Below are 25,640 nucleotides of genomic sequence, written 5' to 3' on the forward strand. Positions count from 1 at the left end.
CGCTCCTAGCGCCCGAGAATAAGGATGGAGGCCACGGCCTCTTCGATACCGATCAAACCGCCGCCATTTTCCGCGATGGCGATCCGCGCACCTTCGACCTGTCTAGGTCCACATTCACCGCGCAGTTGCGATACCAGTTCGTAAACCTGGCCCAACCCAGTCGCGCCAATCGGGTGGCCTTTGCATTCCAGCCCGCCCGACGGGTTCACCGGCACCCGCCCGCCGATGGAGGTGTCACCGCGCTCGGATGCAGCACCCCCTTCGCCAAATGGGAACAGCCCAAGGTTTTCGATCTGGATCAACTCACCCACCGCTGTTGCGTCATGCACTTCGGCAACTGATACGTCTTGGGGACCGATACCGGCGATTTCATATGCCCGCCGTGCCGCAATCGCGGTCAGGTGGTTCTCATAATCCTCCGGCGCGCGGTTTGATCCGGTCTGGATCACGCTGGCGCGCACTTCGATGGCACGATCCCGGCTGATCCCGAACTTTTTCAATCCGGCCTCGGTCATCAGAACCGCAGCGGCACCGCCATCGCTCATCGGGGCGCACATTGGCAGGGTCAAAGGATAAGTGATCGGTGGTGCGCTTAATATTTCGTCAACGGTATAAGGCGCGCGGAATTGCGCCTTTTCATTTTCAACCGAATGCATGTGGTTCTTTGCTGCAATCGCAGCAATCTGTTTTTGGGTCGTGCCGAACGTGCGCATATGCGCCAGCCCGAACGCTCCGTAAATCGCCATAAAGACTGAAAACGGCTTGTCCGAAGTGGTGTCATTCGGCACGTCGATGCCTTTGCCCAGCGCCATCAGTTTTTCGGTATTTTCCTCAACGGTGGACACATCCCACGCGCCATCGAAAAAGCTGAACATCTTAGCTTTGTCACCTGTCCACATTTTTTCGGCCCCAACGGCCAAAGCCACGTCACCCTCGCCTGCTTTGAGAAATTGAGCCGCAAGGTTCAACGCGGTTGACCCGCTGGCACATGCATTTTCGACGTTTACCATCGGGATGCCCTCAAATCCCATCTCGCGCAGGGTGATCTGGCCCGGGATCATCAACTGCGCCTCAAGATGTCGCTGTGTTGTGTTCGCGTAGTAGGCAGCCTGAATGTCATCCTTGCCAATGCCGGCGTCCGCCATCGCGCCATCGACAGCCTCGCAGGTCAGCGACTTTACCGTTGCCCCGTCGAGGCGTCCCATTTTGGTCATCGCGACCCCGGCAATGTAAATTTTTGTCATTTCAATCTCCGCTCATGTGCCGGTGAAAACCGGCTTTCGTTTTTCACCGAATGCGGCAAGTCCTTCGGCCGCATCGTTGGATTTCAGATGTTCGCGCAGCACGGCAAGTTCCTGTTTCAGCGCCTCCACCTGCGTCATTTCGATGGATGCATTGGCTACCCGCTTCATCTGCGACAGGACCAGCGGGCTTTTGGTCGCCAGCAACTGGCTGAACTCGTGCAGCCGCGCTTCAAGCGCGTCATCACCAACCACTTCCTGCACCAGCCCCATGCGCATCAATTCGCGCGCTGGTAGACTTTGGCCCGAAAACAAGAGGTATTTCGCGTTTGCGAGTCCGATCCGGCACGGCAAGACAGCAGCGCCGCCTGCGCCAGGGAACACACCAAAATTCGAATGAGCATCGCCAATTCTGGCGCTCTCGCCCGCAATCAGCACATCGCAACACATCGCGAGTTCCAGCCCGCCCGCAACGGTAATGCCATTCAGCCCGCCGATCACCGGTTTCGGCAAATCACGCAGCGCTTGAAACGTCGCGCCGATAGCGTCAAGAAAATCACCCTTTTGCGTATCGGCATCATCCAGACCAGCGAGGACTTCCTTCAGATTGGCACCGGCGCAAAACGCACGCCCCCCAGCCGTCAGCACAATTGCGCGCACCTGTTTTGCCACAGCGATCTCTCTTATCGCGGCGCGCAGTTCCCCAATGAGGTCGACAGAAAGTGCATTAAGACTGTTGGCCCTGTTCAACGTCAGCCACGCAACCGGACCACGGTATTCGACCAGTACATTCGCTTGAGTCATGCGTGCGTCTTTCTATTTACTTACCAATAAGTAATCAAAAATATATAATCAAATCAAGAACTAATTTACGTTAGGTTACATAGGCTTGTAGGTTGTCGGTTTCTCCCGTCCGATTTGATCGGAGAATCAGCAATCCGGCGACATCAAGATAGTGCGTTCCCCGATGATGCGCGCGACATGAAAAAATGCCTCGCCGCGCGACACCTTGTGTTCAGGACGAACTTTTTGTGCCCAGATCCAGCGAGCCAGTCTGCATCATGCCGCCACAGACATATCCACCATCAACGACCAGTGTTTCACCGTTCACATATCGCGCATCAGGCGAGCCCAGATAGGCAACTGCCGCCGCGATATCCGCAGGGTCGGCCATGTAACCCGCCGGAATCATCGGCAACAGGCGCGCAACCGTTTCTTCGGTATAGGTGCTTTCGGTGAGCGGAGTTGTAATGGCGCCCGGTGCAATCGCGTTTGCCGTGACGCCATGCGCCGCAACTTCAAGCGCAATCTGGCGTGTCAGCCCCACCAAGGCCGCCTTGGACGTGCCGTAAGCCGTGCGCCCGACCCCTGCGCGGATGCCGCTGACCGACGTGATATTGATGATCCTGCCATATCGCTGACGAACCATTTCACGCGCAGCAAGTTGCGCGCACAACATGCTGCCTGTCAGGTTGATAGCCATAACGCGGTTCCAGTCTTCCAAAGGAAAATCGAGGAACGGATTAATCCCGACGATACCCGCATTGTTCACCAGCACATCCACGCATTTGTCCCAGCGTTCCGTCTCGTCAAATGCCGCATTCACCGATGCCGGATCCGACACATCAAGCTTTTGCCCAAGCGCTGTACCACCTGCCGCTTCGATCTGCTTGACCGTATCGGCTATGCCTGTTTCGGCAATATCAGTGACAACAACCCTCGCGCCCAACTCCGCCAGCCGCAAAGCAATCCCCTGTCCGATGCCAGAACCTGCACCGGTGACAAGTGCCACGCCGAAATCGTCACGATCTCTCATTGGTGGTTTTGTCATGCTGTAATCCTTTCATAAAGTGTAACAACCGCCGCACCGCCCAGCCCAACGTTATGCTGGAGGGCAAGCCGCGCATTATCGACCTGCCGGTTCTCTGCCTTTCCACGCAGTTGGTTGGTCAACTCAAAACACTGTGCCAGCCCCGTAGCACCCAGTGGATGCCCCTTTGACAGCAGACCACCAGACGGGTTCGTGACGTATTTCCCGCCAAAGGTGTTGTCGCCATCATCGACCAACTTTTCGCCATCACTTTCGGCACATAGCCCCAGGGCCTCGTAGGAAATCAATTCGTTCTGCGCGAAACAGTCATGCAATTCGATCACGTCGATATCGTCAGGACCCACGCCCGCCTTTTCATAGACCATGCGCGCGGCATCACGGCTCAGCCTGGCGCCAACCACTTCGATCATGTCGCCGGTTTCAGGGTCCAGCAGTTTATCCGTTGTCATTGCCTGCGCGCGGATTTGTACAGTTGTATCAAGGCCCATTTTTTCAGCGAACCCTTTGGACACCACAAGCGCCGCCGCAGCGCCGCAGGTGGGCGGACAAGCCATTGGCCGTGTCATTACACCGGGCCAGATCACCTGCGCACCCATTACATCCTGCGTGGTCATCTCCTTGCGGAAAACCGAGAGTGGGTTGTTCGCGGCATGGCGGCTAGCCTTGGCCCGAATTTTGGCGAATGTCTCCATCTTCGTACCAAATCGTTCCATATGCGCCTTGCCCGCACCGCCGAAATACCGAAGCGTCATCGGCAGATCGACGTCCCCTATCAGCCGGTCCGTGGCGGCATCAAATTCCGCCAGCGGTGACGGGCGATCGGGAAAGACAACACCCAACGCACCGGGGGCCATCTGTTCAAAACCCACCGCCAGCACACATTCTGCCACACCGCTTTCGACAGCCTGCCGTGCGAGGAAAAGCGCTGTTGAACCGCTCGAACAATTGTTGTTCACGTTGATAATCGGGATGCCCGTCATGCCCACGCGGTAAATCACACGCTGCCCGCTTGTGCTGTCGCCGTAAACATAGCTGGCATAGGCCTGTTGCACGTCTTCGAACGCGATACCGGCGTCATCCAGTGCAAGACGGATCGCCACCTCGCCCATCTCGTCGTAAGGTGCCGATGCGCCCGGTTTTGCAAAAGGGATCATGCCGACACCGGCAATAATGGCAGTCATTTTGGGTCTCCTTTTTTATGGTTTTTCGAATTGTGTATCGGGGTCGGTCAGCATCTGGCGCAACTCTGTCTTAAGTATTTTGCCGTAGCTGCTTTTGGGCAGTTCGAGAACAAAGCAATAGGCCTTGGGTCGCTTGAACCGCGCAATGTTATCCAGACAAAAACGGTCCAGCGCCTGTGCGGTCACGCCCGGCTCTGCCACGACAAACGCGATGACTTCCTCGCCCCATTCGGCCTCCTCGCGGCCAACAACATTAGTTTCGACCACGCCGGAATGACGCAGCAGCACCTCTTCGACCTCGCGCGGATAAATATTTGACCCGCCAGAAATGATCACGTCCTTGGACCGGTCCTTGAGCGTCAGGAAACCGTGGGCGTCCACGCTGCCAATGTCGCCGGTATGGAGCCAGCCGTCCCGCAAGGCTGACGCCGTTGCCGTTTCATTGCCCCAGTATCCCGCCATCACCACATCGCCACTGACGATCACTTCGCCCGCGACATCTGGGGGGCATTGTGTGCCTGTTTCATCCACCACACAGACCGTGACGCCGGTGCGTGGAATGCCGACGGATCCCAGCCAACTATCCGGAATTTCCCAGCTCAATATATGCGGTGGTAGATAAGTGATCGTACATGGTGCCTCGCCTTGTCCGTATCCGATCCAGATGCGGTTGCCCAACAGCGCCATCGCCCGGCGCAGGTCTGCGACATAAATCGGCGCACCGCCGCAGAACAACAGATCAAGGTTTTCGATGGCCGCCGTGTCAAGCGCAGGACAGGCCGTCAGACGCGTCAGCATCGTGGGTGCGACAAAAAAAGATGAATGGGGATATTCATGCAGCAACGTCACGATTTCATGCGGATCGAATCCACCGCTTTGCGGCACAACATTCGCCGCGCCCCGCTGCGCAAACGGTAGCATAAACAGTCCTGCCGCATGAGACAGCGGTGCCGGATGCAGCGCCGCCGACATTTCCGTAACCGGACACATATCGGCCAGAAAACTCGTGGTCATGGTCCAGAGGTTGCGGTGGGTCAGTATCGCCCCTTTCGGGCGGCCCGTCGTGCCGCTGGTATAAAAAATCCATGCTGGATCGGTTTGCGCAGCGTGTGCAGGCTGCAAATCCGCTGACGCTTGTAACGCCGCATTATATTCCGGTCCACCGACCGCAATGACTGCTGAAAACCCTTCGACGTCTTCCGGCCGGTCGGTAAAGGCAAGTGCGGCATCACAGTTAGCATGGATATAGGTCACTTCGTTAGGGTGCAGTTTGGCATTCAACGGAACGGCAACACATCCGGCAGTCCAGATGGCAAACAGGATCTCGATATATTCGGGCCGGTTGCCCATGAAGATCAGAACACGGTCACCTTTTACCAGATTGCGCTGTTTCAGCGCAGCGGCCAAGGCCGCGCTGCGGTCCTGTAATTGGGTGTAGGTGCTGAACGTCGACAACCCCAAGCAGACGGCAGGTCGATCGCAATAGGCGCGCGCGGACTGTGTCAAAATGTACGCGATGTTCATAATTCTGCTCCCTAAATTCTGCGCGCTTGCCCCTGCCAGAACGTATCCCTGATGTCCTTTTTGCGCACTTTCCCAACGGGGCTGCGCGGCAGTTCATCCCAGAAGTCAACCGTTTTGGGGGCCTTTACGCTGCCAAGGTTTTCCTTGCACAATGCAATGATTGCTTCGGGTTCCACCGTTGCATCGGGTTTGAGTTCGATCACCGCCTTGATCGCTTCACCCCATTTTTCGTCAGGCACACCGATCACCGCGCAATCCTGCACGGCAGGATGCGACCAGATCACCTGCTCGACTTCCGAGGGATAAACGTTGAAGCCGCCCGAAATGATCATGTCTTTCTTGCGGTCCACGATATAAAGGTAACCCTCGTCATCCAGATACCCGATGTCGCCGGTATGGTGCCAACCGAACTGGGAAACCTCTGCGGTTGCTTCGGGGTTTTTGTAATACCCCTTCATCACCAGATTTCCGCGCACAACAATTTCACCATGCTCACCACGCGGCATAATGTTACCGTCATCATCCATGATCGCCATCGGTGTCAAAAGTGCGGGCCTGCCGCAACTTGCAAGCCGGTGTTCGCGGGCCGGATCTCCGATAACATTGTGATCCTCTGCCGTCAGCAGCGCGCAGAACATCGGCGATTCTGCTTGTCCGAAACACTGCGCCATGACCGGCCCAAAAATCTTCAGGCATTGGCGCAGCTTGTCAATGGCCATAGGTGCGGCGGCATAAAGAAAGAACCGCAATGACGGAAAGCTACGTTGCGCAACTTCCGGTTGCGACAACAGCATGTAAACGGCGGTCGGCGGCAGGAACAGATGGGTCACTCCCTCGCTTTCAATTGTGTCTAGAACGTTGGCGGCATCAAATCCCGGCAGGATGACGCTGCGCGCACCAGCGGCCATCAACGCAATGGCAAGCACCCCTGACGCGTGGGTCATAGGCGTGATCAGCAAATGCACAGGGTCAGGTCCGGCATCAAAACTGGCATAATAGTTCGCGATTAGCGTGGTCCAGTTCAACTGCGTCAGCATGATCCCCTTGGGCCGCCCCGTTGTCCCACCAGAGGATAAAATTCCGACAAGATCATCAGGGCCAAGCGGCACATCGGGATCGGTTGAAGGGGCCGCGGCCATCCAGTCTTCCAGCCATGGTGCCGCGCCGTCTTGTTTATCCAGACAGATGAATTTTTGTATCTTTGGGCAAAGTTCACGCAATTGTTCCAGCGCCGGTGCAAGATCGCTGTGATAAAACAGAATCTCCACATCATTATGATCCAGGATATACGCGTTTTCTTCTACGCCGTTCTTGGCATTGACGGGAACCCAGATCGTGCCGGCACGAAACAAGCCCAGCATAACTTCAAGGCCGCTCACGCAGTTGGGGCTGTAAACGCCGGCCATCTTGTCGCGTCCGTACCCTTCGGCAGTGATGGCATTGGCGAAACGATATGTGCGTTCCTGAACTTCGCCGTAACTCCGGCCGATTTTAGCATCTTCCAAAGCGATCACGTTAGGGTTGATTGCGACACCCCTGTCGAAGAAATCGATCACACGCATAACGGTTTCCTATCTTGGTTTCCGGGATTTTCCCGCCTTGCCAGTCTGAACTCATACACTGATGAGCTTTTCGATCTCTTCGCGGTTGGCCAGCAAATCTGCTGTCGTGCCGCTCCACTGGACGGTCCCGTTGTCGACAACGTACTGTCGATGGGCCAATTTCATCGGCACGCGCAGGTTCTGTTCAACCAGCAAAAGCGTCATACCTTCTTCGTTGATCCGCCGCATCGAATCGACCAATTCATCAACGATCAGCGGGGCAAGGCCTTCAGTCGGTTCGTCCAGCAGCAACAGTTCCGGATTAGTCAAAAGCGCGCGCGAAATCGCCAGCATTTGCTGTTCGCCGCCCGAAAGCGTGTTTCCCGCCTGTGACGCGCGATCAAGCAGCACCGGAAACATTTCAAAAATCCGGGTTTCGGTCCATGCGCCAGTGCGTCCCATGACGGTTGCGATGCGCAGGTTTTCATGCACTGTCAGATTGTCAAAAATGCGCCTGTCTTCGGGGACATACCCAATGCCCAGACGGCCCAGTTGGTTCGGGAGTCGCGCGGTAACGTCGTCCCCTTTCCAGACTCTGCGCCCTGAAACCGGTTGCTTTAAACCGATGATCGTCTTGAGAATGGTGCTTTTGCCTGCGCCATTGCGCCCGATCAGCGAAACAACTTCGCCCTGTGCGACTTCGATCGACACGCTATGCAACGCCTGCGCCTTGCCATAAGTGACATTGCAGCTTTCCAACGCAAGCAGCTTCATTCCTCTTCTCCCAGATAAGCCGCTCGCACCTCGGCGTTTGCGCGGATTTCTTCAGGGCTGCCAGACGCCAGAATTTGCCCTTGAACCATCACGACCAAAGCACTGGAGACCCGCATTACAACGTCCATGTTGTGTTCGATCAGCAGCACGGTGCGGCCCTTGACGATCCGTTTTATCAGCTCCATCGCAGGCCCGATCTGGTCATGTCCAACACCGGCCAATGGTTCATCGAGCAACAGGACCGATGGGTTGCTCAGCAATGCCAGCCCGACTTCCAATGCGCGTTGATCGCCGTGAGACAAGGTTTCGGCGGGGCGGTGCGCCATCACCGTCAGGCCGATCTCTTCGAGAACGCTTTCGGCCCGTTCCCTGACTGCAGGAAAGCGGCCCGCCGGAAGCCAGAAGGGCTGCAACCTGTACAGATGCGCAAAAGCAGCAAGTTGAAGGTTCTCAAGCACCGACATGCCGGCGAAGATCTTGGTGATCTGGAAACTGCGGCCCAGACCGATGCGGGTCCGTTTATGCACCGACAGGCCCGTTACATCGCGCCCGTCCAGCATCACTTGACCACCGCTTAGCTTGGCATGACCCGAAAGCGCATTCATCAACGTGGTCTTGCCCGCACCGTTAGGTCCGATAATCCCGTAAAGCTGACCCGGCTGGAAGTCGAACGTCACACCGTTGACAGCTTTCAACCCGCTGAAGGAGACCTGAATATCGTTGCAACTCAATGATCCGGCAGTCATTGCATGTCTCCTTCGTCCTGATCACCTTGGAACATTCCGGCAATACCGTTGCGTAGGAAGATGGTGGCAAAAATGAACACCAGACCAAGGATGCCGTACCAATATTGGGTGATTTGGCTCAGTTCTTCTTTCAGTAATTCAAACAAGGCCACGCCAAGAATCGGACCTAGCAATGTGCCTTTGCCGCCCAGCACGGTCATGATCAAAACGTCGCCCGATGTGGACCAATGCAGCATTTGCGGAGAGATGTAGAAGATCAACGATGCCAGCAGGGCTCCTGCAACACCTGCATACGCACCCGAAACGATAAACGCCGATTGGCGCAAGCTATGGACGTTGTATCCGAGTTGCGCGGCGCGCACGTCGTTCGCCTGTACCGCGCGCAATGCCCGCCCGAATGGCGACCCACGCAGCAATGCCATCAGCGCCAGTCCGATCAGGAAAACCGCCACGATAAACCCATAATAGTTGTGGTTGTCGTAGAAATTGATCCCGAACAAGTCAGGCCGCGGCACGCCTGGAATACCGTCCAATCCGCCGGTGATTGCGCGCAGCTTGTTGGACGCAAGGATGTACATCATCTGCGCCAGGGCCAGTGTCAGCAGTGCAAAAAAAAGCCCCGAAACCCGAAGCGCAAAAAGCCCCATCAGGTAAGCCAGCACCGCTCCGACAATCGCCGCTGCAAAAAGGCCCGGTATAAAACCGACGCCATAGCTGAGGGTGAGGATTGTGAGCGCATAACCCCCTGCCCCGAACAACGCCGCATGGCCGAATGACAGCATACCTGTCACCCCGAAGACCAGATCAAAGCCGATTGCGAACAAGGCCCAGATCAGGATCAGGCTGACAAGGTTCACCCATTGCTCATCCTGCACAAAAAACGGAACGATAATCATAACTGCGATAATAATGCCCATCAGGGCCTGACCGATAATCCTGCGTGTCATGCCGAACGCCCCTTTGTGCTAAACAAGCCCGCAGGCCGGAACATCAGCGTTCCGATCAACAGGGCAAAGGTAAGTAGTTCGACCCATTCAGTTGCGTAGGTATATCCGGCCGCCCGCGTCATGCCCAACAGCAACGACGCAAGGATTGCGCCGCGAATGTTCCCAAGCCCGCCGATGATCACCACGACAAAACAGTCGATGATAACGCTGAATCCCATGCCCAGTTCGATCGGCACCAACGGTGCGCTAACCACGCCACCAAGAGCCGCAAGATACGCACCAAGCGCAAAGACGCCGGTGCGAACCTGGTTTACATTTACACCGAGTGTCTGAGCCATTTCCGGATCGGAACTGGCGGCGCGAATAATCATGCCCCATTTGCTACGGTCCAGCAGCAAGAACAGTGCCAGAGAAACCGCTGCACCAAAACCGATTACAAAAAGCCGGTATGACGGTATTTGACTGCCAAACATGGAAATCGGTGCCATGAAGATTTCTGGTGTCGGCACTTGCTTATAGTCAAATCCCCAGATCATCTTTGTCGCGTCGTCGATGACCAGAATGAATCCGAAAGTGAGTAAAAGCTGAAAAATGTGGTCGCGGTCATAGACCTGTTTCAGCGCCAAAATTTCGATCAGCGCACCAACACAGGCGACGATCAGCGGCGCAAACAGCAGTCCCAACCAGAACGATCCGGTCATATGAACAATTTGATACCCGACAAACGCGCCAAGCATATAAAGCGCGCCATGGGCAAAGTTGATCACCCCCAACATGCCAAAAATAAGGGTCAAGCCCGCTGCCAGCAGAAACAGCAGAAAGCTGAGACTCAGCCCGATCACGATAATGGACATATTCAGGGTTCCTCAGTTTCACCCCAAAAAAGCGGGCGACGCATGTCGCGAGGGAACAGCGCCGCCCAGTTCAGGGAGGATCGATTAACAGTCGCTAAACAGGCTATTTGCCGAAAACTCTTCGGTGATTTTCATGGTGAGGTCCGGCAATGGTGCCTCGCCCTTCACAACTTCACCCCAAAGACCGACCTGTTTGGCCTGATGGTCACAAGCGCGCATTTCCTTGCGCCCTTCGACCGAATTTTCATAGACCGATGTTTCAAATGCATCGACCCAGGTTTCCACATCCCAGCTGTCAGTCGCTTCGATGACATCCATCCACCAGCGAAGACCGTCAAATGCCTCGCCCGCGAAGGCCGAAGGGTAGTCACCGTTTGCGTCACGGTAGGCCGTCACGAATTCGGCGTTTGCCGGATTGTCGAGCGAGAAGTGATAACGCACGCCGGAGTTCACGCCCAATGCGGCCTCGCCTGTCGCGGCTGCAAAGATTTCATCCTGAAGCACGGGGCCGAACAGCACTTTGTTCTGACCCATCCCAACCTGACCTGCCTGCTTGCAGAAGGTGACGCCGTCATTGCCCGTTGCCACAACCAGAATACCATCGGCGTCCGAACGCGCCATCTTGTCGATGATGACCGAAAAGTCGCGGTTGCCAAGCGGGGCAAAGTCATTCCCGACGATCTCGACACCGGCGGCTTTTGCTTTTGCGGCAAAGTCGTCAAAGGCGCTGCGCGTGGCCTGATAATCAGCCGTGACCGCGTATACTCTCTTGATCCCGCGTTTCTTTACGAATTCAACACACATGTTCATTTCCATGGCCAACGTGTTGGACGTACGGAATGAGTAACGCGCACCGTCCATCTTGGTAATGCTGTCGTCTGCGGAAATCGTGACCAGATGCGGCACCTTGCGCTGTGTGGACAGGCTTTGCAGTGCCAGAGTCGACGCTGAGCTGACCGCGCCAAACATCAATTGCGTGCCTTCCGCCAACAGCCGGCTTGCTTTTTGTACGGCGGGCTGGGGTTTGGTTTCATCGTCTTCCCAGCTGAAGCGGACTTTTTTGCCCAACAATTCGCCACCCCGCATGGCCACGGCAAGTTCCGCGCCTTTGCGCATGTCATTGCCGATCAAGCCGTATGCGCCCGAGAAAGACAGAATGCCCGCAATGTGATAATCTTCGGGCGTTGCGGCCCGCAGAACCATTGGCGCAGGCAAGGTACTGGCCAAAGTTAGCGCCCCGGCGCTGCGTAGAAAATTCCGACGTTTCATAGTTTTCCTCCCGGTTTCACGCCCCAAGAAGTTTCTCCTGCAAGGCGAATGATGCGCTGCCCGGGATAAATCGTTCCCGGAAAAGCAGAATACTATCAGCAAGTTTGGCGGGTTTTATCATACGTCGGATCAGCAATCGGGCGGTAACAAATCATGGATTTGCAAATGGCGCAAAAGTGCATCTGATCGCGACCGTGTCCCTAACCCTCCCCCATCTCTTGCATCAAGCATCGCAGGGTTAGGACTGGCAGGGAATGTCCGAAAACGCCACAAATTTGACATTTTCTGCCAAATCGATATTATTTACCCATCAGTAGAATTTTGAGGTCATCGTCATGAAGGTGGGCTTGCTCCAAAACCTGCGTCTTCCCAAACATAGCATCCAGTTCATGTGTGACGTGCTGATCGAACACGGCATTGATCCTGACCCATTGCTCAAAGAAGCAGGTTTGCAGCTCAGCCTTCTCTCGGATCCATGGGGCACGCTGGACGGTATTCAGGAACTCACATTCCTGCGTGCCTTTTGCCGGAGTACAGCGCATATTGAAGGTGTCGCTTTTGTCACCGGTCTGCGTTACAGCCTGATCTCGTATGGCCCTATCGGGCTTGCCACGCTAGTTTCAGAGAATGTGACAGCGGGGCTGAGGGTTTTCACGCAAATGCAGGGGCTGGGATACGCACTGCTGGCATATGACATCACAGAGGACGATGAAGGTTTTGCAACAGGGTTTGTTGCCGACGACCAGTATGTACCGCCCGATCTTCTGGATTTTGTTCATGAACGGCTGCTTGGGTCCGGCCCGACCTTCTTCCGGGACCTGCGTCAAGAAAACCTGCCCATCCGTCTGATCGAATGCCCGTTGGACCGCCCGAAAGGCTGGATGAACCTAGAAGCGCGCTGGCAAACCGAAATCGTGTATCGCGCACCGCGCAGTTGCATTCACTTTCATCCTGGAACAGGCGCGCTGAAACTGCCGCTGGCGAATGCCCTTCTTGCGGTAAACTATCGTGTTTTGTGCGAGAATATGCTTGAAACCGGCCCCAAGCATACCGGAACAGCAAATTCGGTTTATCAGGTGTTGATGCAGGTGCGCGGCGTTTTTCCCAATGCGCCGGAAGTGGCCGAAACGCTTCATTTGTCAGAACGCTCTTTACATCGAAAACTTGCCAGTCAGTCGATGAGCTATCGCCAGATTATCGATAGCGTGCGCTTGCGCCGCGCACGGGAGCTTCTTGATACATCCGAGTTACCGCTGGCTGAAGTTGCAGATCGCCTCGGTTTTTCGGAAACTGCCAGCCTGTCGCGATTTTTCCGGCGGGTTTCAGGGGATTCGCCGTCCGCATATCGAAAAACCAGCAAAGGGTTATTCGCCAGTTCACGTTAGGATTAGACGACGAGACGCTAACACGACCATATATCAGAACGGAGTGACGCCATGAACAAGTCCGATGACGAAACGCTCACCTTCAAAGAGATGGTCGGGAAATTCGACGTCACCCCCCGAACCCTGCGGTATTACGAATATCTCGAACTTCTCAAACCCACGCTACAAGGGCGTGAACGAAGTTATGATCGCAAACAGATCGCGCGGTTCAAGCTGATCTTGCGAGGTCGTCGGTTCGGAATGAAGCTTGAAGATATAAGAGTTTGGTTAGAAATATATAAAAACAGGGGCTCAAGAGCGCAGCTGTCGCGTTGCCCTTTAATCGGTTCTGCCTCACTTTGTGTGGCGCAACTATCCTGAAACTGGAAAATTCAGGAGGTATAGTTGTGAGTTCGAAGAAGCACTGGTCGCCCGGGAGCGATGTTGCCGTTCAAAGCGTTGAGCGAAGTGAAAGAGGCGGGTGGATTGTATCTGGCGTCTTGGCTCCCAACGGCATTTGCCCAGACTGTGGATTGCATTCACGCCGACGTCACGGCTGGCGGCGTCGGCGGCTGCAGGATTATCCCGCGCATGGAGACGAGGTAACGGTTGATCTCGCAATTTGCCGTTGGCGATGTCAGGCACCCGCTTGCCCACGCCGGACATTCTCAGACCAAATCGCCTCGATTGCGCGTCCATTTGCACGTCGTACTTCGCGTGTCGGGGAGATTGTCACCCATCTTGGGCATGCGAGCGGCGGACGGCCAGCCGAGCGGTTGTTGCATCGTTTGGGCCTTGGAGTCAGCGATGACACGGTGCTTAGGCAGCTGAAGAACCGTGCCCAAGACAGTGGCGAGTCGCCGACAGTCATCGGGATCGACGACTGGAGTTGGCGGAAATCGCAAACCTACGGCACGATCATTGTGGATCTGGAGCGTCGCGTGGTGATCGACATTCTTGAGGATCGAGATGTCGTCAGCTGCACCAACTGGCTGAAGCGACACCCCGAGGTGGAAGTGATCAGCAGAGATCGCTGCGGTCTCTACGCCCAGGCAGCACGGCAAGGGGCACCGCAGGCGAAGCAGGTCGCTGACCGGTTCCATATCGTACAAAACCTGCGGCAGGCCATCGAGGAGCAAATGAACCTTCACGGCCGTGCGACCGGCAGGGCGCTGCTGTCCGACGCCGACAACATCACCGCAGCCGGCAGCCTTCTGAAGTCACGCCTGGCGCATAGGACGTCTCGGGAAGAGATTTTCGCCACCATTCATGCGCTCCGAAATCAGGGGCTTTCATGCAGCGAGATCGGGCGGCGAACAGGGTTCCCGCGTCGCAGCATCGCGAAATGGCTGCAGTTCGAGACACCACCGGACCGCAGGCGGGCCGCTTTGAAGCCGACATCGCCGTGGTACTTTGAAGAGTTCCTGAGCCAAAGCTGGAAGGAGGGCATTCGAACTGGCAGCGCCCTGTTCCGTCTGATCCGAGAGCGCGGTTACGAGGGGAGTCAGTCGCATTTGCAGCGTCTGTTGGCGGGCTGGCGAAAAGCAGAACAGCAAGGGAGCGACTCCAAGGTAGAGCACGAAATCCTTAAGCCAGTCCGGGACCCGGAAACGGGGCACGCGATTTCCCCGGTCATCGCAGCCGCGCTGTGCATCAAACCCCGCGGAAAGCTCACCCCGGATCAAGCGCGGAAAGTCGACGCGCTCAAGGCCGGTTCTCCCGCCTTCGCAACGATGCGAAGTCTCGCCATGCGGTTCAACGGTATCCTGCGCAGCCGCCAAGCAGACCCGCTCCCAGCATGGATCGACAACGCGATCGAATGTAGCGCGACAATCTGGGTGAGAAGAGCGCGTCAATCAGGATGAGAATCCTTGGTCGCGACACTGGTAACGATGGTGGCCTTTTCAGCCGCGATCAAGGGATTTGTGTTTTTGATTGTCGCGGCGCGTCAATCAGCTTTCATATCTGTCGGTGAGGCCCTGTGCGCGGGCCGCCCCGGCCCCTTTGCCTTTTCGGCGGCTCTCCGGCGGTAGCTTTCGACATTCATCTCGAAGATCGTCGCGTGGTGGACGAGCCGGTCGACGGCGGCCAGTGTCATTGCCGGGTCAGGAAAGATCGTATTCCATTCCCCGAAAGGCTGGTTGGCCGTGATCAGCATGGAGCGGCGTTCGTATCTTGCACTGATGAGTTCGAAGAGCACGCTGGTCTCGGCTTGGTCCTTGGTGACGTAGGTGATGTCATCGAGGATGAGCAGGTGGAACTTATCGAGTTTCGCGATTGCACTTTCGAGGACGAGATCGCGGCGCGCCTGCTGGAGCTTTTGGACCAGATCGGTGGTGCGGGTGAAGAGGACGCGGTAGCCTTTCTCGACAAGTGCGAGCCCGATGGCGGAGCCGAGATGCGACTTGCCTACGCCCGGCGGGCCAAACAGCATGATGTTGCTGCCCTTTCCGATCCAACTGTCACCCGCGGTGATGGCGCTGACATGGGCCTTGGACAGCATGGGGACGGCTGAGAAGTCGAAGGTCTCGAGGGTCTTTCCGGGCAACAAGCGGGCCTGTGCGAGATGTCGCTCGATACGGCGGCGAACGCGTTCGGCCAGCTCGTGCTCCACCAGGGTGCTGAGCAGCCGGGCGGCGGGCCAACCTTCCTTGTCGGCCTGTTCAGCGAAGCGCGGCCAGAGCGCCTTGATGGCTGGCAGGCGCAATTCGTTCAGAGCGAGGGTGAGACGGGCGGTGTCGATCTGCGACGACGTCATGCTGCAACCTCCTCGGCGGATGCCGCATTGCCGACCAGCTGGTCGTAGGATGACAGGTCGGCCAGGCGCACCTCGACTTGGGGGAGCGCCTCGGTCGACGGGCTGAAGAGCACGCGCAGGGCTGCCATGTCAGGCAGGCGGTTCTGACGAAGATCCTCCTCGATCTGAGCGGCCAATTCGGCCTCGCACCCCCGGTCGTGGGCCAGCGCCAGAAGATCGACGGTCATGCGACAAGCCTTCTTCTCGCCGGTCTGTTCCAGCAGGACTGCGAACATGTCGCCGAACGCCCGGCGCGGAAACAGCTGGTCACGATAGATCAGTCCCATCAAGGCCATCGGCTTTTTGCGCAACGAATGGATGACATGGTGGTAATTGACCACGTGACCATGGCTGCCGTTGCTCGATGCGCGCCCGCGTGGCAGCGTCAGCAGGGAGGTGCCTCCGAGAAACAGCTCCAGCCGATCATCGTAGAGCCGTATGCGCAGATGATGACCGATCAGCCGGGACGGCACGGTGTAGAACACCTTGCGCAAGGTGAAGCCACCGGAGGACGTGACGCGCAGCCTGACCTCTTCATAATCCGTGGTGCGACGCGCAGGCAAAGGCCTGAGGCTGGCGCGCTCCACATCGATGCGTTTTGCATTGCGCGCGTTGATCCGCCCAACGATCTCATCGATGAAGCGGCGGTAGTCCGGCAAAGTCTGGAAGTCGCGCGACCCACGCATGAGCAACGCATCTTCGATGGCGCGCTTGAGATGGCCATTGGGGCTTTCGATCGAGCCGTTCTCGTGCGCGACACCTTTGGTGTTACGCGTTGGCGTCATGCCGTAATGACTGCACAGAGCATCGAAACGGTCGGTGAGATCAGCCTGGGCGGACTTGTCCAAGTTCTTGAAGGCCGCCGACAGGCTGTCGGTCCTATGTGCGTGCGGCACACCACCGAGCGCCCAGAGGGCGTTCTGCAATCCCTCAGCCAGCGCCACATAGCTTTCGCCGCCCAGCACAACATGGGCGTGCTGAAACCCGCTATAAGCAAGCCGGAAGTGATATAGCCGATGATCCAACGGCTCACCGGCCACGGTCACCCCCAGTTTGCCCATGGCGGTGAAATCCGACAGGCCCATCTTGCCCGGCGTGTGGACCTGCCGGAAAATGACTTCCTGTTCGGGGCCATGCTCGGCGTTCCAGGCGCGTATCCGCCGTTCCAAAGTGCGCCGGATGCCGGTGCCCAGCTCGGGGTGTCGCCGCAGCAGCTCTTCGTAAACGGCGACAGGACGGAACCCCGGTGAGGACCGCAGCAGCGGCACGACATCCGTATCGAAAATATCGGCAAGCGGATCCGGGCGACGTCGGCCACGCGGGGTCTTCTTCTGGGATGGTAAAGTTGGGTCGGCTTGCAGCCGATAGCCAGTTGCCTGGCTGATCCCCGCCTTGGCCGCGGCCACAGGAACGGTGTGGGTCTGTCTGAGCGTCATGAAAAGCCTCATCTGTTGGTCGGTGACATGACGGCCCGGCATGAACGATCTCCTTACGCAGAAAATCATTCCCTATCCGAGCCGGCCACGACCGTCAGACCCACCCATTCTGGGCGCAACGCGGGGATTGGACCTCTCCAGTCGGGCTACGCCCTCCCTGCGAGCCCCAATCCCCGCGTTCTCATCCTGATTGACGCTGGATTCTCACCTTGTTTGTCGCGCGGCAATCGAAACCGATCTGGCGCCCATCGTGCGCTTTGCCCGCACATTGAACCGGGACTTCGATGCAGTCAAAAACGCCATCGAGATGCCATGGAGCAACGGCCAAGCAGAAGGTCAGATCAATCGCCTGAAGACGCTCAAACGCGCCATGTACGGTCGAGCCGGTCCAGAATTGTTGCGGGCGAGAATGCTACCGTTCCGCCACACAGATTGAGGCAGAGCCCAATTAAGGGCTACGCGACAGCAGCCCTTCAAGGGCATTTGGCGCATACACATGTTAGGTTGCCAAATAGCGGAGCCGATACCTCAGACAGCAAAACCGGCCTCAATCCTCACCAGAAGATGCTCTACGCGATCACGACCAAAATGGCTGCTCAGCAGATCTTGGGGTGCATGCATGTTCAATAACGGATGCTGGCGTGACAGCCATTCTTGTGCACGATCTTCAGATTTCAGCACGCGCTTCGCCATCTCAATCAACTGATCTCTAGTCATCGGCGCCCTCCTCTTAACGTCCTAAGATCATGGTGAACCTAACGCTGTCACAGCATGATAACTATAGGCACAAAAATATGAAGTCTCAGGCAGTTTATGACCTTGTGACACCTGAGACAGTCAAGAAGCGCACACTCTCCGCGTCTTCACGGGCAAAGCATGAGTAGGATATGAATGGGCATGATAATTTTTCTGATGCGTATAGGGAATGGATTGGCGCGCTGTTTCATCCAGGGCGCTCTCCTCGCGGAATTTTCCCATGACGCGACGGCATCCAATGAAAACCTCGAATTAGGGGCGGTTCAAGGTGATCACGCCTTCTCGAATGGCGGGCCAAATAAGAATCATACGAAAGGTAATCTTGCAATAAAATGGCTTAGTGAAAGATAAACGTACAATGCATCTAACCTTGGATACCGCCACTTGCATCCAGCTCACCTCAGCACAGTCGCAAACGCTGCATTCTTGACGGTTTTCCAAGTGGATTCTTGCCCACCCGATGCGCCTGCATTTTTTGGCGACCGAATCGACGGAAGCCAAAGTTTGTGTTGTTACCAGCCAGCGAACCTAACAACTTCAGCATCGCTCACCCGTCCTGCCAACGCGTCTTCGACCGCCTGCGCCAAGATCGCTGCGCCGCGCTTGGCCTCAGCCTCGCTCAAGATCAAAGGGGGCGTCAGTTCCAGCACGTTCGAATGCATCCCGACGTAGTAGAACACCGCATCCAGTTGCCAAGCCCGGAACACAGTCTTTCGGGCCAAGTCCGCATCAACCGCGTTGCTATCCGCAGCTATCAGCTCAACGCCGATGGCCAAGCCGCGGCCCCGGATATCGCCAACCTGCGGCAGATGCGCCGTCGCGCTGGCGATCTCGGCCATCAGAACATCGCCCACGCTTTGCGCCCGAGCCGCAAGACCGTTATCTTCAATCGCGGATAAAACCGCCAGCGCCGCTGTAGCGCAGACGGGATTGCCATGGAGCGTCTGCATTGAAAACGCTGTTGTGTGATCCATAATTTCGGCCGGCCCGATCACTGCCGAGATTGGCAGCCCGCCGCCCAGCCCTTTTCCCAGAACCACGATGTCGGGCATAAAATCCTCATGCTCGAAACAATGCAGCCTGCCGGTTCGCGCCAGCCCAACTTTGACCTCGTCGCAGACGGTCAGGATGCCGTAGCGCTCGCAGATTTCTGCCAGACGCTTCAGGAAAGTTGGAGGCGGCACGATCAACCCGCCGTCGGCCTGTATCGGTTCAATAAAGAAACAACCCACGTCCTCTCCGGGGCAAGTGGTGGTAAGCAAATGTTCGATATGCGCCAGCAACGCGGCGCCGCTGGCATCACCCTCAAGGGGCCGAAATGGATCGGGGTAAGGCACCAATGTCAGGCCACCTGATTTCGCGACCCCCTCTTGCGCGGTATGTCCGGAAACCGCCATCGAGCCTTGCGTTCCGCCGTGGTAGGCGCCGGAAAACGCCATCATCCGCGTCCGCCCGGTTGCTGCCGGCACCACCCGTGCCACGGTTTCATTGGCATCGCTGCCAGAATGCCCCAGCCAGACCCGTCGCTCCCCCGCCCCCGGGGTCAGCTGCAATAGCCGTTCAGCCAGCGCCACCGCCGGTTCGTTGGTTCCCGACAGGATCGACGCACCCGCTTGATCCGACAGCGCACCATCCACGGCCGCGCGCAGGGCCGGATGACTATGACCAAGACTTACAGCCCCCAGGACGCCGACAGATCAAGCAGCTCGCGGCCGCCCTCCTCAATCAGGGTGCAGCCCGAACCGCCCGTGACAGCCAGCGGAAAAAACCGAAGTTTTTGCAATGCCGACAATGCGGCCCCATCCCGCGCGATCAGGGCGACGTCGGTCATAGGGCCTTCAACTCTTCGAGTAGTTCTTGCGTGGCCACCTGGCGGCAGTACCCCTTAATGGTAGAAATCGAATTATCCTGTCGGGCCTGGCTTTCGGTGGCGCAGGCATCGGTCACTTGGGTTACCAGATAGCCCAGATCACAGGCATCGCGGATCGCACCTTCAACGCATTGATCCGTCAGCAACCCGCAGATCACCAGTTGCTTTACACCCAGATTGCGCAGCACATAGTCGATATGGGTCGAAACAAAGACAGAGGAGGAGGATTTCGGGAACACAATCTCGTCCTCGCCCGGCGCAATCTGATCGATCACTTTGCCATCCCATGAGCCCTTGGCCACGTTGAAGCCGGTGATCTTGTAATCAAGGCTGCGGTCGCGCCCGTCCAGCGTCAGGCTTTCGATCGTGGTGTACATCACTTCGATCTGCTTTTCGCGGAAGGCCTTTTGCAGCGCCTGCATCCGCGGAATCACCTCTTCGAGCTGTTCAAACAGCCAGCCGTGCTTGGCTTGAAATTCTTCCTCAGTCAGGCCGTCGAATTCAGCACCGTCTCGATGAGCCGAAAAATTCTGGACATCCACGTACAAAAGCGCCGATTGCGCCGGAACGAGGGGAACATTGCGTGTCAACGTCATGTTAGACTTCCTTGAGATAGCGGTTAATGGCTGTGCTTAGGGTCTCTGCCCAAGCCGCCCGGCCTTGGGAATCCCTGATCTGGTCATTGCGAATTTCAATTAGCGAATGCGGCAGACCGCTGGCCTCGCCGTGCTGGGGCACGAACCAGTCGGACTCGTCGTCAATCTGATAGGGCTCATTCATGCCGATGGTTAACTCGGGTCGCGCCTCTTGAACCAATCGCGCCAAATGGGTCGAGGCATGGGTCTCGTGTCGGAACAGAAAACCAATTTCCCAAGGACGCGAGGTCTTGCCCAATGTCGGGGTGAAACTGTGGATTGCCAGCACCATCCGGCGCGACGGCTGACGCAGGTATTCCGCAACCTTTTCCTGGAAAGGCTCAAAAATCTCCCGCACCCGAGCGACGCGGGCTGCGTTGTCGAGTGCACGGTTGCCCGGCACCGACACCCCATGGTTGCTTTCCGGGATCGCATCGGGGGCCTCGGGCGGGCGGTTACAGTCGATCACCAAGCGGCTGTAGGATTGCAGCACCGCCGGCGCGTTGAGCGTCTCGGCCATCAGCCGTGTCACCGCTTCGGCACCGATATCCCAGCCCACGTGACTGTCGCGGTCGTCCGCCTTCATACCAAGCCCGTTCAGCGCCTGCGGCACCGCTCGTCCGGCATGTTCGCACACCAGCAGCACCGGATGGTTGCTATCGGGATTGAGCACCGTGACCGGGGCGGGATCATCCGCCCCCAGCAGGGGCCGTGTCGTGTCCAGCGTCATCGTCAAACCTTTACACTTTTAAGGGAAGCCGCCGGGATCAATCCGTTAGGCCTGAACAGCAGGACAAGCACGACGATGCTCAGCCCAATGGGGTCGCGGAATTCCTGCATCGCCGGCGGCAGGAAGGCGGCCAGATAGATCTCGATGAACCCCAACAAGAACCCTCCTGCCACAGCCCCACGAAGGCTGCCGAGCCCGCCAAGGATCGCGGCGATAAAGGCTTTTACCACCGGCAGGAAGCCCATATGCGGTGCCACAGAAGATCGCTGTGAAACCCAAAGCACCGCCGCCACCCCGGCCAGCAGCCCCGACAGGGCAAAGGCGCCCGCGATCACCGTATTGGCGCGGATGCCCATCAGCCGCGCAACGTTGAAATCCTCGGCCGCGGCCCGCATCGCGATGCCGGTCTTTTGCCGCTTCATGAATATATCGAGAAAGATCAGCATCACGATCGTCGCCACGATCGCCGCAATCTTGTTCACCCCGATCACCAACCCACCAAGGGTGATGGAATCCGAAAGCACCTGCGGCAAGATCACCGGTTGCGACCGGGTCGAGATCAGGTTCTGGAACAGCACTTGCAAGATCATCGAAACCGCGAAGCTGGTCACCAGCATCGTCGCGCCGGAACTGTTGCGAACGGGGCGGAAGGCGATCCGCTCCATCAACACTGCGGCGATCATCGCCACCGCAATCGCCAACGGCACAGCCAGCAGGAACGATACACCGGCAATGCCACAATACATCAGCGTATAGCCGGAAATCGTCATCAATTCACCGTGGGCAAAGTTAATCAGCCCCATGATCGAAAAGACCACCGCGAGCCCCAACGCCAGCAGCGCATAGGTGCCGCCCAAGGCGAAGGCATTGACCGTCTGTTGCAAAAGCAAGTCCATCATTCGCCTCCCAGATAGGCAGATTTTAAGGTGTCGGACTGCGCCAGATCGGCGGCACTGCCCGCGGCCACGATCTGGCCATTGGCAAAGACATAGCCGCGGTCAGCCACTTCAAGCGCCATTGCGACGTTCTGTTCGACCACCGCGAGCGTGACGCCCTGCCCGCGCAGCCGTTCTATCAGCTCGAACACCTGCCCGATGATCTTCGGCGCGAGCCCCAGCGAGGGCTCGTCCAGCAACAACAGTTTGGGATTACTCATCAGCGCCCGCCCCACGGCGAGCATCTGTTGCTGCCCTCCCGACAGGGTACCCGCGAACTGGTCGCGGCGTTCGTGCAGAATTGGAAAAAGGTCGTAGACCCGATCCCATGCGGACTTGACCGCCGCCTTGTCGGTGATCGCAAAGGCCCCCATCCGCAAATTTTCCGCTACGCTTAAGGAGCCAAACACCCGCCGCCCCTCAGGCGACAGCGTCATTCCCGCCGGCGCTAGCAATTCCGGCGCCCAATCGGTGATGTCTTTGCCCTTGAAATAAACCGCGCCGCTGGCCACGGGCACCAGCCCCACCAGTGCATTCAAGGTCGAGGATTTGCCCGCACCGTTGGCGCCAAGGAAGGCCACGATCTCGCCTTCCTTGATCTCAAAGTCGATCCCCCGCACCGCTTCAATCGGGCCGTAGCTGACCGCAAGGGACTGGACAGATAGAAGCGATGTCATGGCCATTGACCCTTATTGCATCCGCGGTGCTGGAATCAGCTCAGCGGTCGGGCTCGGCTGGCCCACAAGCTCACGTTCACCATCGGTGACACGGATCAGAGTCACCTCGCGCACTGGCATGCCGTTGGTGCCTTTGTAGGTGATCAGACTGGTCGCGCCGCGCACGTTCTCCAGCTCGGCCAGGGCATCGCGGATGGCAATCGGATCGGTTGTCCCCGCCGCCTTGACCGCCTCGGCGACCACGATCACCAGATCATAGCCCACGGCATTGAACACGGTTTCCGACGGGCTGCCGGTCGCGGCCTCATATTTGGCGTTAAACTCAGCCAGCGGGTTGCCCTCGGTTGCATGTCCGGCAGTGGTGAACACCACCCCCTCGCCGACATCGCCCAACGAAAAGGTCGTCGGGCTGTCGATGCCGTCCGAACCGATCATCTGACTGGTTACGCCCGCCGCGCGCAGTGCCTTGAGCATCGACGGAAAGTCGGGCTCGTAAGATGAGGTCATGATGACATCGGGCTGCGGATCAAGCGCCGCGATCCGGGTCGCAATCGCCGAAAAATCCTGCTGACCGATGGAATGGGTGTCCTGGCCGAGAACCTCGCCGCCCAAAGCCTCGAACACGTCGCTGAAGTATAGCGGCATGGTGGTATACTGGCTGTCTGGCGAATAGATAATATAGGCTGTCTCATGGCCCTGCTCGCGCGCCCATTCGGCGGACACCGTGGCTTGCACGTTGTCGCCGGGGAAGTTGGCAAACATGAAGTCGCCGCCGATCATCGGCAGGGTGGGCGAAGAAGCACAGGTCGAAATCGCTGGAATCTGCGCTGAAGTCACTGTCCCAATCGAGGCCAGCGCCGGGTCGGCGTCACACGGCAGCACGATCACTGACACGCCCTCGTCGGCCAGTTCCTGCACTGCGATGGCGGTCTGCGCTGCATCCGAGCGCACGTCTTTCTCTACCAGTTCGATCTTGATGTTGCCGTTGATCCCGCCTTCGGCGTTGATCTCGTCCACAGCAATATGCACGCCCTCGATCACCGGCCCGTCATAGCCCGCCAATCCGCCAGTCTGAGCGGTTGCCAGCCCAATCTTCAGGGTTTCAGCAAAGGTCGGTCCGGCAAGGGCCGCCGCCACTAAGGTTGATGCAAGTATTGTCTTTTTCATTGAACTTCCTCCAGTTGGTTGCCGTTGTCTTCTTGTTTTGGGCCGAGATAGGCCTCAATTACGGCCGGATCGTTCTGAATCTCTGCCGGGGTCCCTTCGGCGATCTTGTGCCCTTCGTTCAGCACCACCAACCGGTCGCAAAGCTGGTTGATTAGTTTCAGATCGTGATCGACCAGCAAGATCCCCAGCCTGAGATCACGGGTCAGACCGCGCAGGGTTTCCATCAAGTCATCGGTTTCATCGCGGTTCATCCCCGCCGCCGGCTCATCCAGAAACAGCAACGACGGCTCACAAGCCAGCGCGCGGGCAATCTCGACCCGTCGCTGATCGCCATAAGACAGCGTACCCGCATCTGCGTTCGCATGGCGGGTCACGCCCATCCGTTCCAGCGCGGCGCGTGTGCGGGCCTCGGCGTTGTGCCCGCCACGTGTCGACAGTGCCGCCACCAGCACGTTCTGGAACACACTCAAGGTTTCGAACAGTCGGATATTCTGGAAGGTCCGCGCGATGCCACGATCGGCGATGTCTTGCGACGCAAGCCCGGTCAGCGCCTCAGAGCCAAGGTGAACCTCACCCTTGGTCGGCACCAGCACTCCTGACAGCATGTTCATCAGCGTCGTCTTGCCCGATCCGTTCGGCCCGATCAGCCCGGTAATCTCGCCGGGAGTCAGCGTTATATCCACATTATTCACCGCCGTGAGCCCGCCGAACTGCATGGTCATGCCCTTGGCCACCAACGGTTCGGTGCTCGCGTTCTTTGCAATCTTGGATTCTTCCTCAGGCATAGGGCGGTGTGGGAACAGCCGTTCCTCCCATTCCTTCAGGCCCGCCAAACCGTCAGGCTTGCGGAACATCGCGAAAAGAATGATCAGGCCGATGCCAATCTGAGTGGTGCCAAAGACCGCTGGAACCTCAAGCCCGGCCAAGGAGAACCCACTCTCGAACCGGCGAAGAACCTCGGTCACCAGCGTGATCGCCACTGCACCGGTTATTGCCCCAGTAACGGTCGTCATGCCGCCGACAATCAGCATCGCCAGCAACAGGAAGGTATCGGTGAAATAGAATTTCTTGGGGCTGATCGCACCCAGAAAATGCGCGAGCAAAGCGCCCGATAAGGCCATCAGGGCCGCACTCAGCACAAAGGCAAACAGCCGCTCGCGCCGGATCCGAACCCCTACCGCACTGGCAGCGATCGCGTTCTCCCGTCCGGCCCGTAGCCGCAGTCCCGACACTGAATCGCGATACAGCCGCGCTACGATCAACGCCAGCACCACGCCCCCGGCCGCGACCCAAAGCGTGGTGACTGCTGGGATGCCAAAGAACGTTTGCGATCCGCGAGTAACATCGCGCCAACCAATGGCGACC

Annotated in this window: 24 protein-coding genes and 2 pseudogenes; 4 read left to right on the plus strand and 22 right to left on the minus strand. The window is 57.7% G+C overall.

From position 1 onward, the window contains the following. Positions 1–5: 5 nt before the first annotated feature. From O4H31_RS16785 to O4H31_RS16835, 11 genes are all read right to left on the minus strand, one after another. Positions 6–1,244, minus strand: a complete 1,239-nt coding sequence (locus O4H31_RS16785) for a thiolase family protein (protein WP_009808031.1) — start codon at positions 1,242–1,244, stop codon at positions 6–8. A 12-nt stretch (positions 1,245–1,256) separates the two neighbouring features. Next, the gene (locus O4H31_RS16790) at positions 1,257–2,045 is read right to left on the minus strand and encodes an enoyl-CoA hydratase/isomerase family protein (protein WP_269347653.1); all 789 of its coding nucleotides are present in this window, start codon (positions 2,043–2,045) and stop codon (positions 1,257–1,259) included. 211 nt (positions 2,046–2,256) lie between these two features. Next, positions 2,257–3,033 carry an SDR family NAD(P)-dependent oxidoreductase gene (locus O4H31_RS16795; protein WP_269347655.1) on the minus strand — a complete coding sequence of 259 codons (777 nt, stop codon included), beginning with the start codon at positions 3,031–3,033 and terminating at the stop codon, positions 2,257–2,259. A 35-nt stretch (positions 3,034–3,068) separates the two neighbouring features. After that, positions 3,069–4,253 carry a lipid-transfer protein gene (locus O4H31_RS16800; protein WP_120352509.1) on the minus strand — a complete coding sequence of 395 codons (1,185 nt, stop codon included), beginning with the start codon at positions 4,251–4,253 and terminating at the stop codon, positions 3,069–3,071. Positions 4,254–4,268: 15 nt separating this feature from the next. Next, positions 4,269–5,777: a class I adenylate-forming enzyme family protein gene (locus O4H31_RS16805; protein WP_074647007.1), complete on the minus strand. Its 1,509-nt coding sequence runs from the start codon at positions 5,775–5,777 to the stop codon at positions 4,269–4,271. 11 nt (positions 5,778–5,788) lie between these two features. Continuing rightward, entirely contained in the window at positions 5,789–7,339 is a 1,551-nt protein-coding gene (locus O4H31_RS16810) for an AMP-binding protein (protein WP_067296559.1), read from the minus strand. Between the two features lie 51 nt (positions 7,340–7,390). Beyond that, positions 7,391–8,092, minus strand: coding sequence for an ABC transporter ATP-binding protein (locus tag O4H31_RS16815; RefSeq protein ID WP_176832926.1), 702 nt, complete (start codon positions 8,090–8,092; stop codon positions 7,391–7,393). Continuing rightward, complete coding sequence (locus O4H31_RS16820) at positions 8,089–8,838, minus strand: ABC transporter ATP-binding protein (protein ID WP_064223626.1); 750 nt, start codon at positions 8,836–8,838, stop codon at positions 8,089–8,091. The genes O4H31_RS16815 and O4H31_RS16820 overlap by 4 nt, the downstream gene beginning before the upstream one ends. Next, positions 8,835–9,785 carry a branched-chain amino acid ABC transporter permease gene (locus O4H31_RS16825; protein ID WP_082894733.1) on the minus strand — a complete coding sequence of 317 codons (951 nt, stop codon included), beginning with the start codon at positions 9,783–9,785 and terminating at the stop codon, positions 8,835–8,837. The genes O4H31_RS16820 and O4H31_RS16825 overlap by 4 nt, the downstream gene beginning before the upstream one ends. Further along, positions 9,782–10,639, minus strand: a complete 858-nt coding sequence (locus O4H31_RS16830) for a branched-chain amino acid ABC transporter permease (protein WP_120352510.1) — start codon at positions 10,637–10,639, stop codon at positions 9,782–9,784. Before O4H31_RS16830 ends, O4H31_RS16825 begins: the two co-directional genes overlap by 4 nt. Before the next feature lie 84 nt (positions 10,640–10,723). After that, complete coding sequence (locus O4H31_RS16835; protein WP_067296557.1) at positions 10,724–11,908, minus strand: ABC transporter substrate-binding protein; 1,185 nt, start codon at positions 11,906–11,908, stop codon at positions 10,724–10,726. Between the two features lie 335 nt (positions 11,909–12,243). Here O4H31_RS16835 and O4H31_RS16840 point away from each other — a divergent pair, with 335 nt between their 5' ends. The 3 genes and pseudogenes from O4H31_RS16840 to O4H31_RS16850 all read left to right on the plus strand — a co-directional run. Further along, positions 12,244–13,293, plus strand: coding sequence for an AraC family transcriptional regulator (locus O4H31_RS16840; RefSeq protein ID WP_064223623.1), 1,050 nt, complete (start codon positions 12,244–12,246; stop codon positions 13,291–13,293). A gap of 51 nt (positions 13,294–13,344) precedes the next feature. After that, complete coding sequence (locus O4H31_RS16845; RefSeq protein WP_120352511.1) at positions 13,345–13,653, plus strand: MerR family transcriptional regulator; 309 nt, start codon at positions 13,345–13,347, stop codon at positions 13,651–13,653. A 26-nt stretch (positions 13,654–13,679) separates the two neighbouring features. After that, a pseudogene (locus O4H31_RS16850) lies at positions 13,680–15,125 on the plus strand (ISL3 family transposase); the annotation flags it as partial. A 95-nt stretch (positions 15,126–15,220) separates the two neighbouring features. On the opposite strand, the gene istB reads toward O4H31_RS16850, so the two are convergent. Beyond that, positions 15,221–16,030 (minus strand): IS21-like element helper ATPase IstB, encoded by an 810-nt coding sequence (gene istB / locus O4H31_RS16855; RefSeq protein ID WP_120350673.1) that lies wholly within the window; start codon positions 16,028–16,030, stop codon positions 15,221–15,223. After that, the gene (istA, locus tag O4H31_RS16860; protein ID WP_120350674.1) at positions 16,027–17,547 is read right to left on the minus strand and encodes an IS21 family transposase; all 1,521 of its coding nucleotides are present in this window, start codon (positions 17,545–17,547) and stop codon (positions 16,027–16,029) included. The genes istB and istA overlap by 4 nt, the downstream gene beginning before the upstream one ends. A gap of 181 nt (positions 17,548–17,728) precedes the next feature. Between istA and O4H31_RS16865 the strand changes: the two are divergent. Next, a pseudogene (locus O4H31_RS16865) lies at positions 17,729–17,941 on the plus strand (transposase); the annotation flags it as partial. Positions 17,942–18,033: 92 nt separating this feature from the next. Here O4H31_RS16865 and O4H31_RS16870 read toward each other — a convergent pair. The 9 genes from O4H31_RS16870 to O4H31_RS16910 all read right to left on the minus strand — a co-directional run. Then, entirely contained in the window at positions 18,034–18,222 is a 189-nt protein-coding gene (locus O4H31_RS16870) for an MbcA/ParS/Xre antitoxin family protein (protein ID WP_120352513.1), read from the minus strand. A 551-nt stretch (positions 18,223–18,773) separates the two neighbouring features. Then, positions 18,774–19,898: an aspartate aminotransferase family protein gene (locus O4H31_RS16875; RefSeq protein ID WP_240791635.1), complete on the minus strand. Its 1,125-nt coding sequence runs from the start codon at positions 19,896–19,898 to the stop codon at positions 18,774–18,776. Positions 19,899–19,933: 35 nt separating this feature from the next. Next, positions 19,934–20,092: a hypothetical protein gene (locus tag O4H31_RS16880; protein WP_206054320.1), complete on the minus strand. Its 159-nt coding sequence runs from the start codon at positions 20,090–20,092 to the stop codon at positions 19,934–19,936. Then, positions 20,089–20,727: an isochorismatase family cysteine hydrolase gene (locus tag O4H31_RS16885; RefSeq protein ID WP_120352514.1), complete on the minus strand. Its 639-nt coding sequence runs from the start codon at positions 20,725–20,727 to the stop codon at positions 20,089–20,091. Before O4H31_RS16885 ends, O4H31_RS16880 begins: the two co-directional genes overlap by 4 nt. Position 20,728: 1 nt before the next feature. Then, complete coding sequence (locus O4H31_RS16890) at positions 20,729–21,496, minus strand: N-formylglutamate amidohydrolase (protein WP_120352515.1); 768 nt, start codon at positions 21,494–21,496, stop codon at positions 20,729–20,731. Between the two features lie 2 nt (positions 21,497–21,498). Next, positions 21,499–22,392 (minus strand): branched-chain amino acid ABC transporter permease, encoded by an 894-nt coding sequence (locus tag O4H31_RS16895; RefSeq protein WP_120352516.1) that lies wholly within the window; start codon positions 22,390–22,392, stop codon positions 21,499–21,501. Continuing rightward, positions 22,392–23,108, minus strand: a complete 717-nt coding sequence (locus O4H31_RS16900) for an ABC transporter ATP-binding protein (RefSeq protein WP_120352517.1) — start codon at positions 23,106–23,108, stop codon at positions 22,392–22,394. Before O4H31_RS16900 ends, O4H31_RS16895 begins: the two co-directional genes overlap by 1 nt. Positions 23,109–23,120: 12 nt before the next feature. Next, entirely contained in the window at positions 23,121–24,275 is a 1,155-nt protein-coding gene (locus O4H31_RS16905; RefSeq protein ID WP_120352518.1) for an ABC transporter substrate-binding protein, read from the minus strand. After that, the coding region (locus tag O4H31_RS16910) for an ATP-binding cassette domain-containing protein (RefSeq protein ID WP_269347675.1) at positions 24,272–25,640 on the minus strand (1,369 nt) is incomplete at its 5' end. The genes O4H31_RS16905 and O4H31_RS16910, both read right to left, overlap by 4 nt.

Origin of the sequence: Sulfitobacter dubius, assembly GCF_027214245.1 — a bacterium.
GTDB classification, from domain to species: domain Bacteria; phylum Pseudomonadota; class Alphaproteobacteria; order Rhodobacterales; family Rhodobacteraceae; genus Sulfitobacter; species Sulfitobacter dubius_A.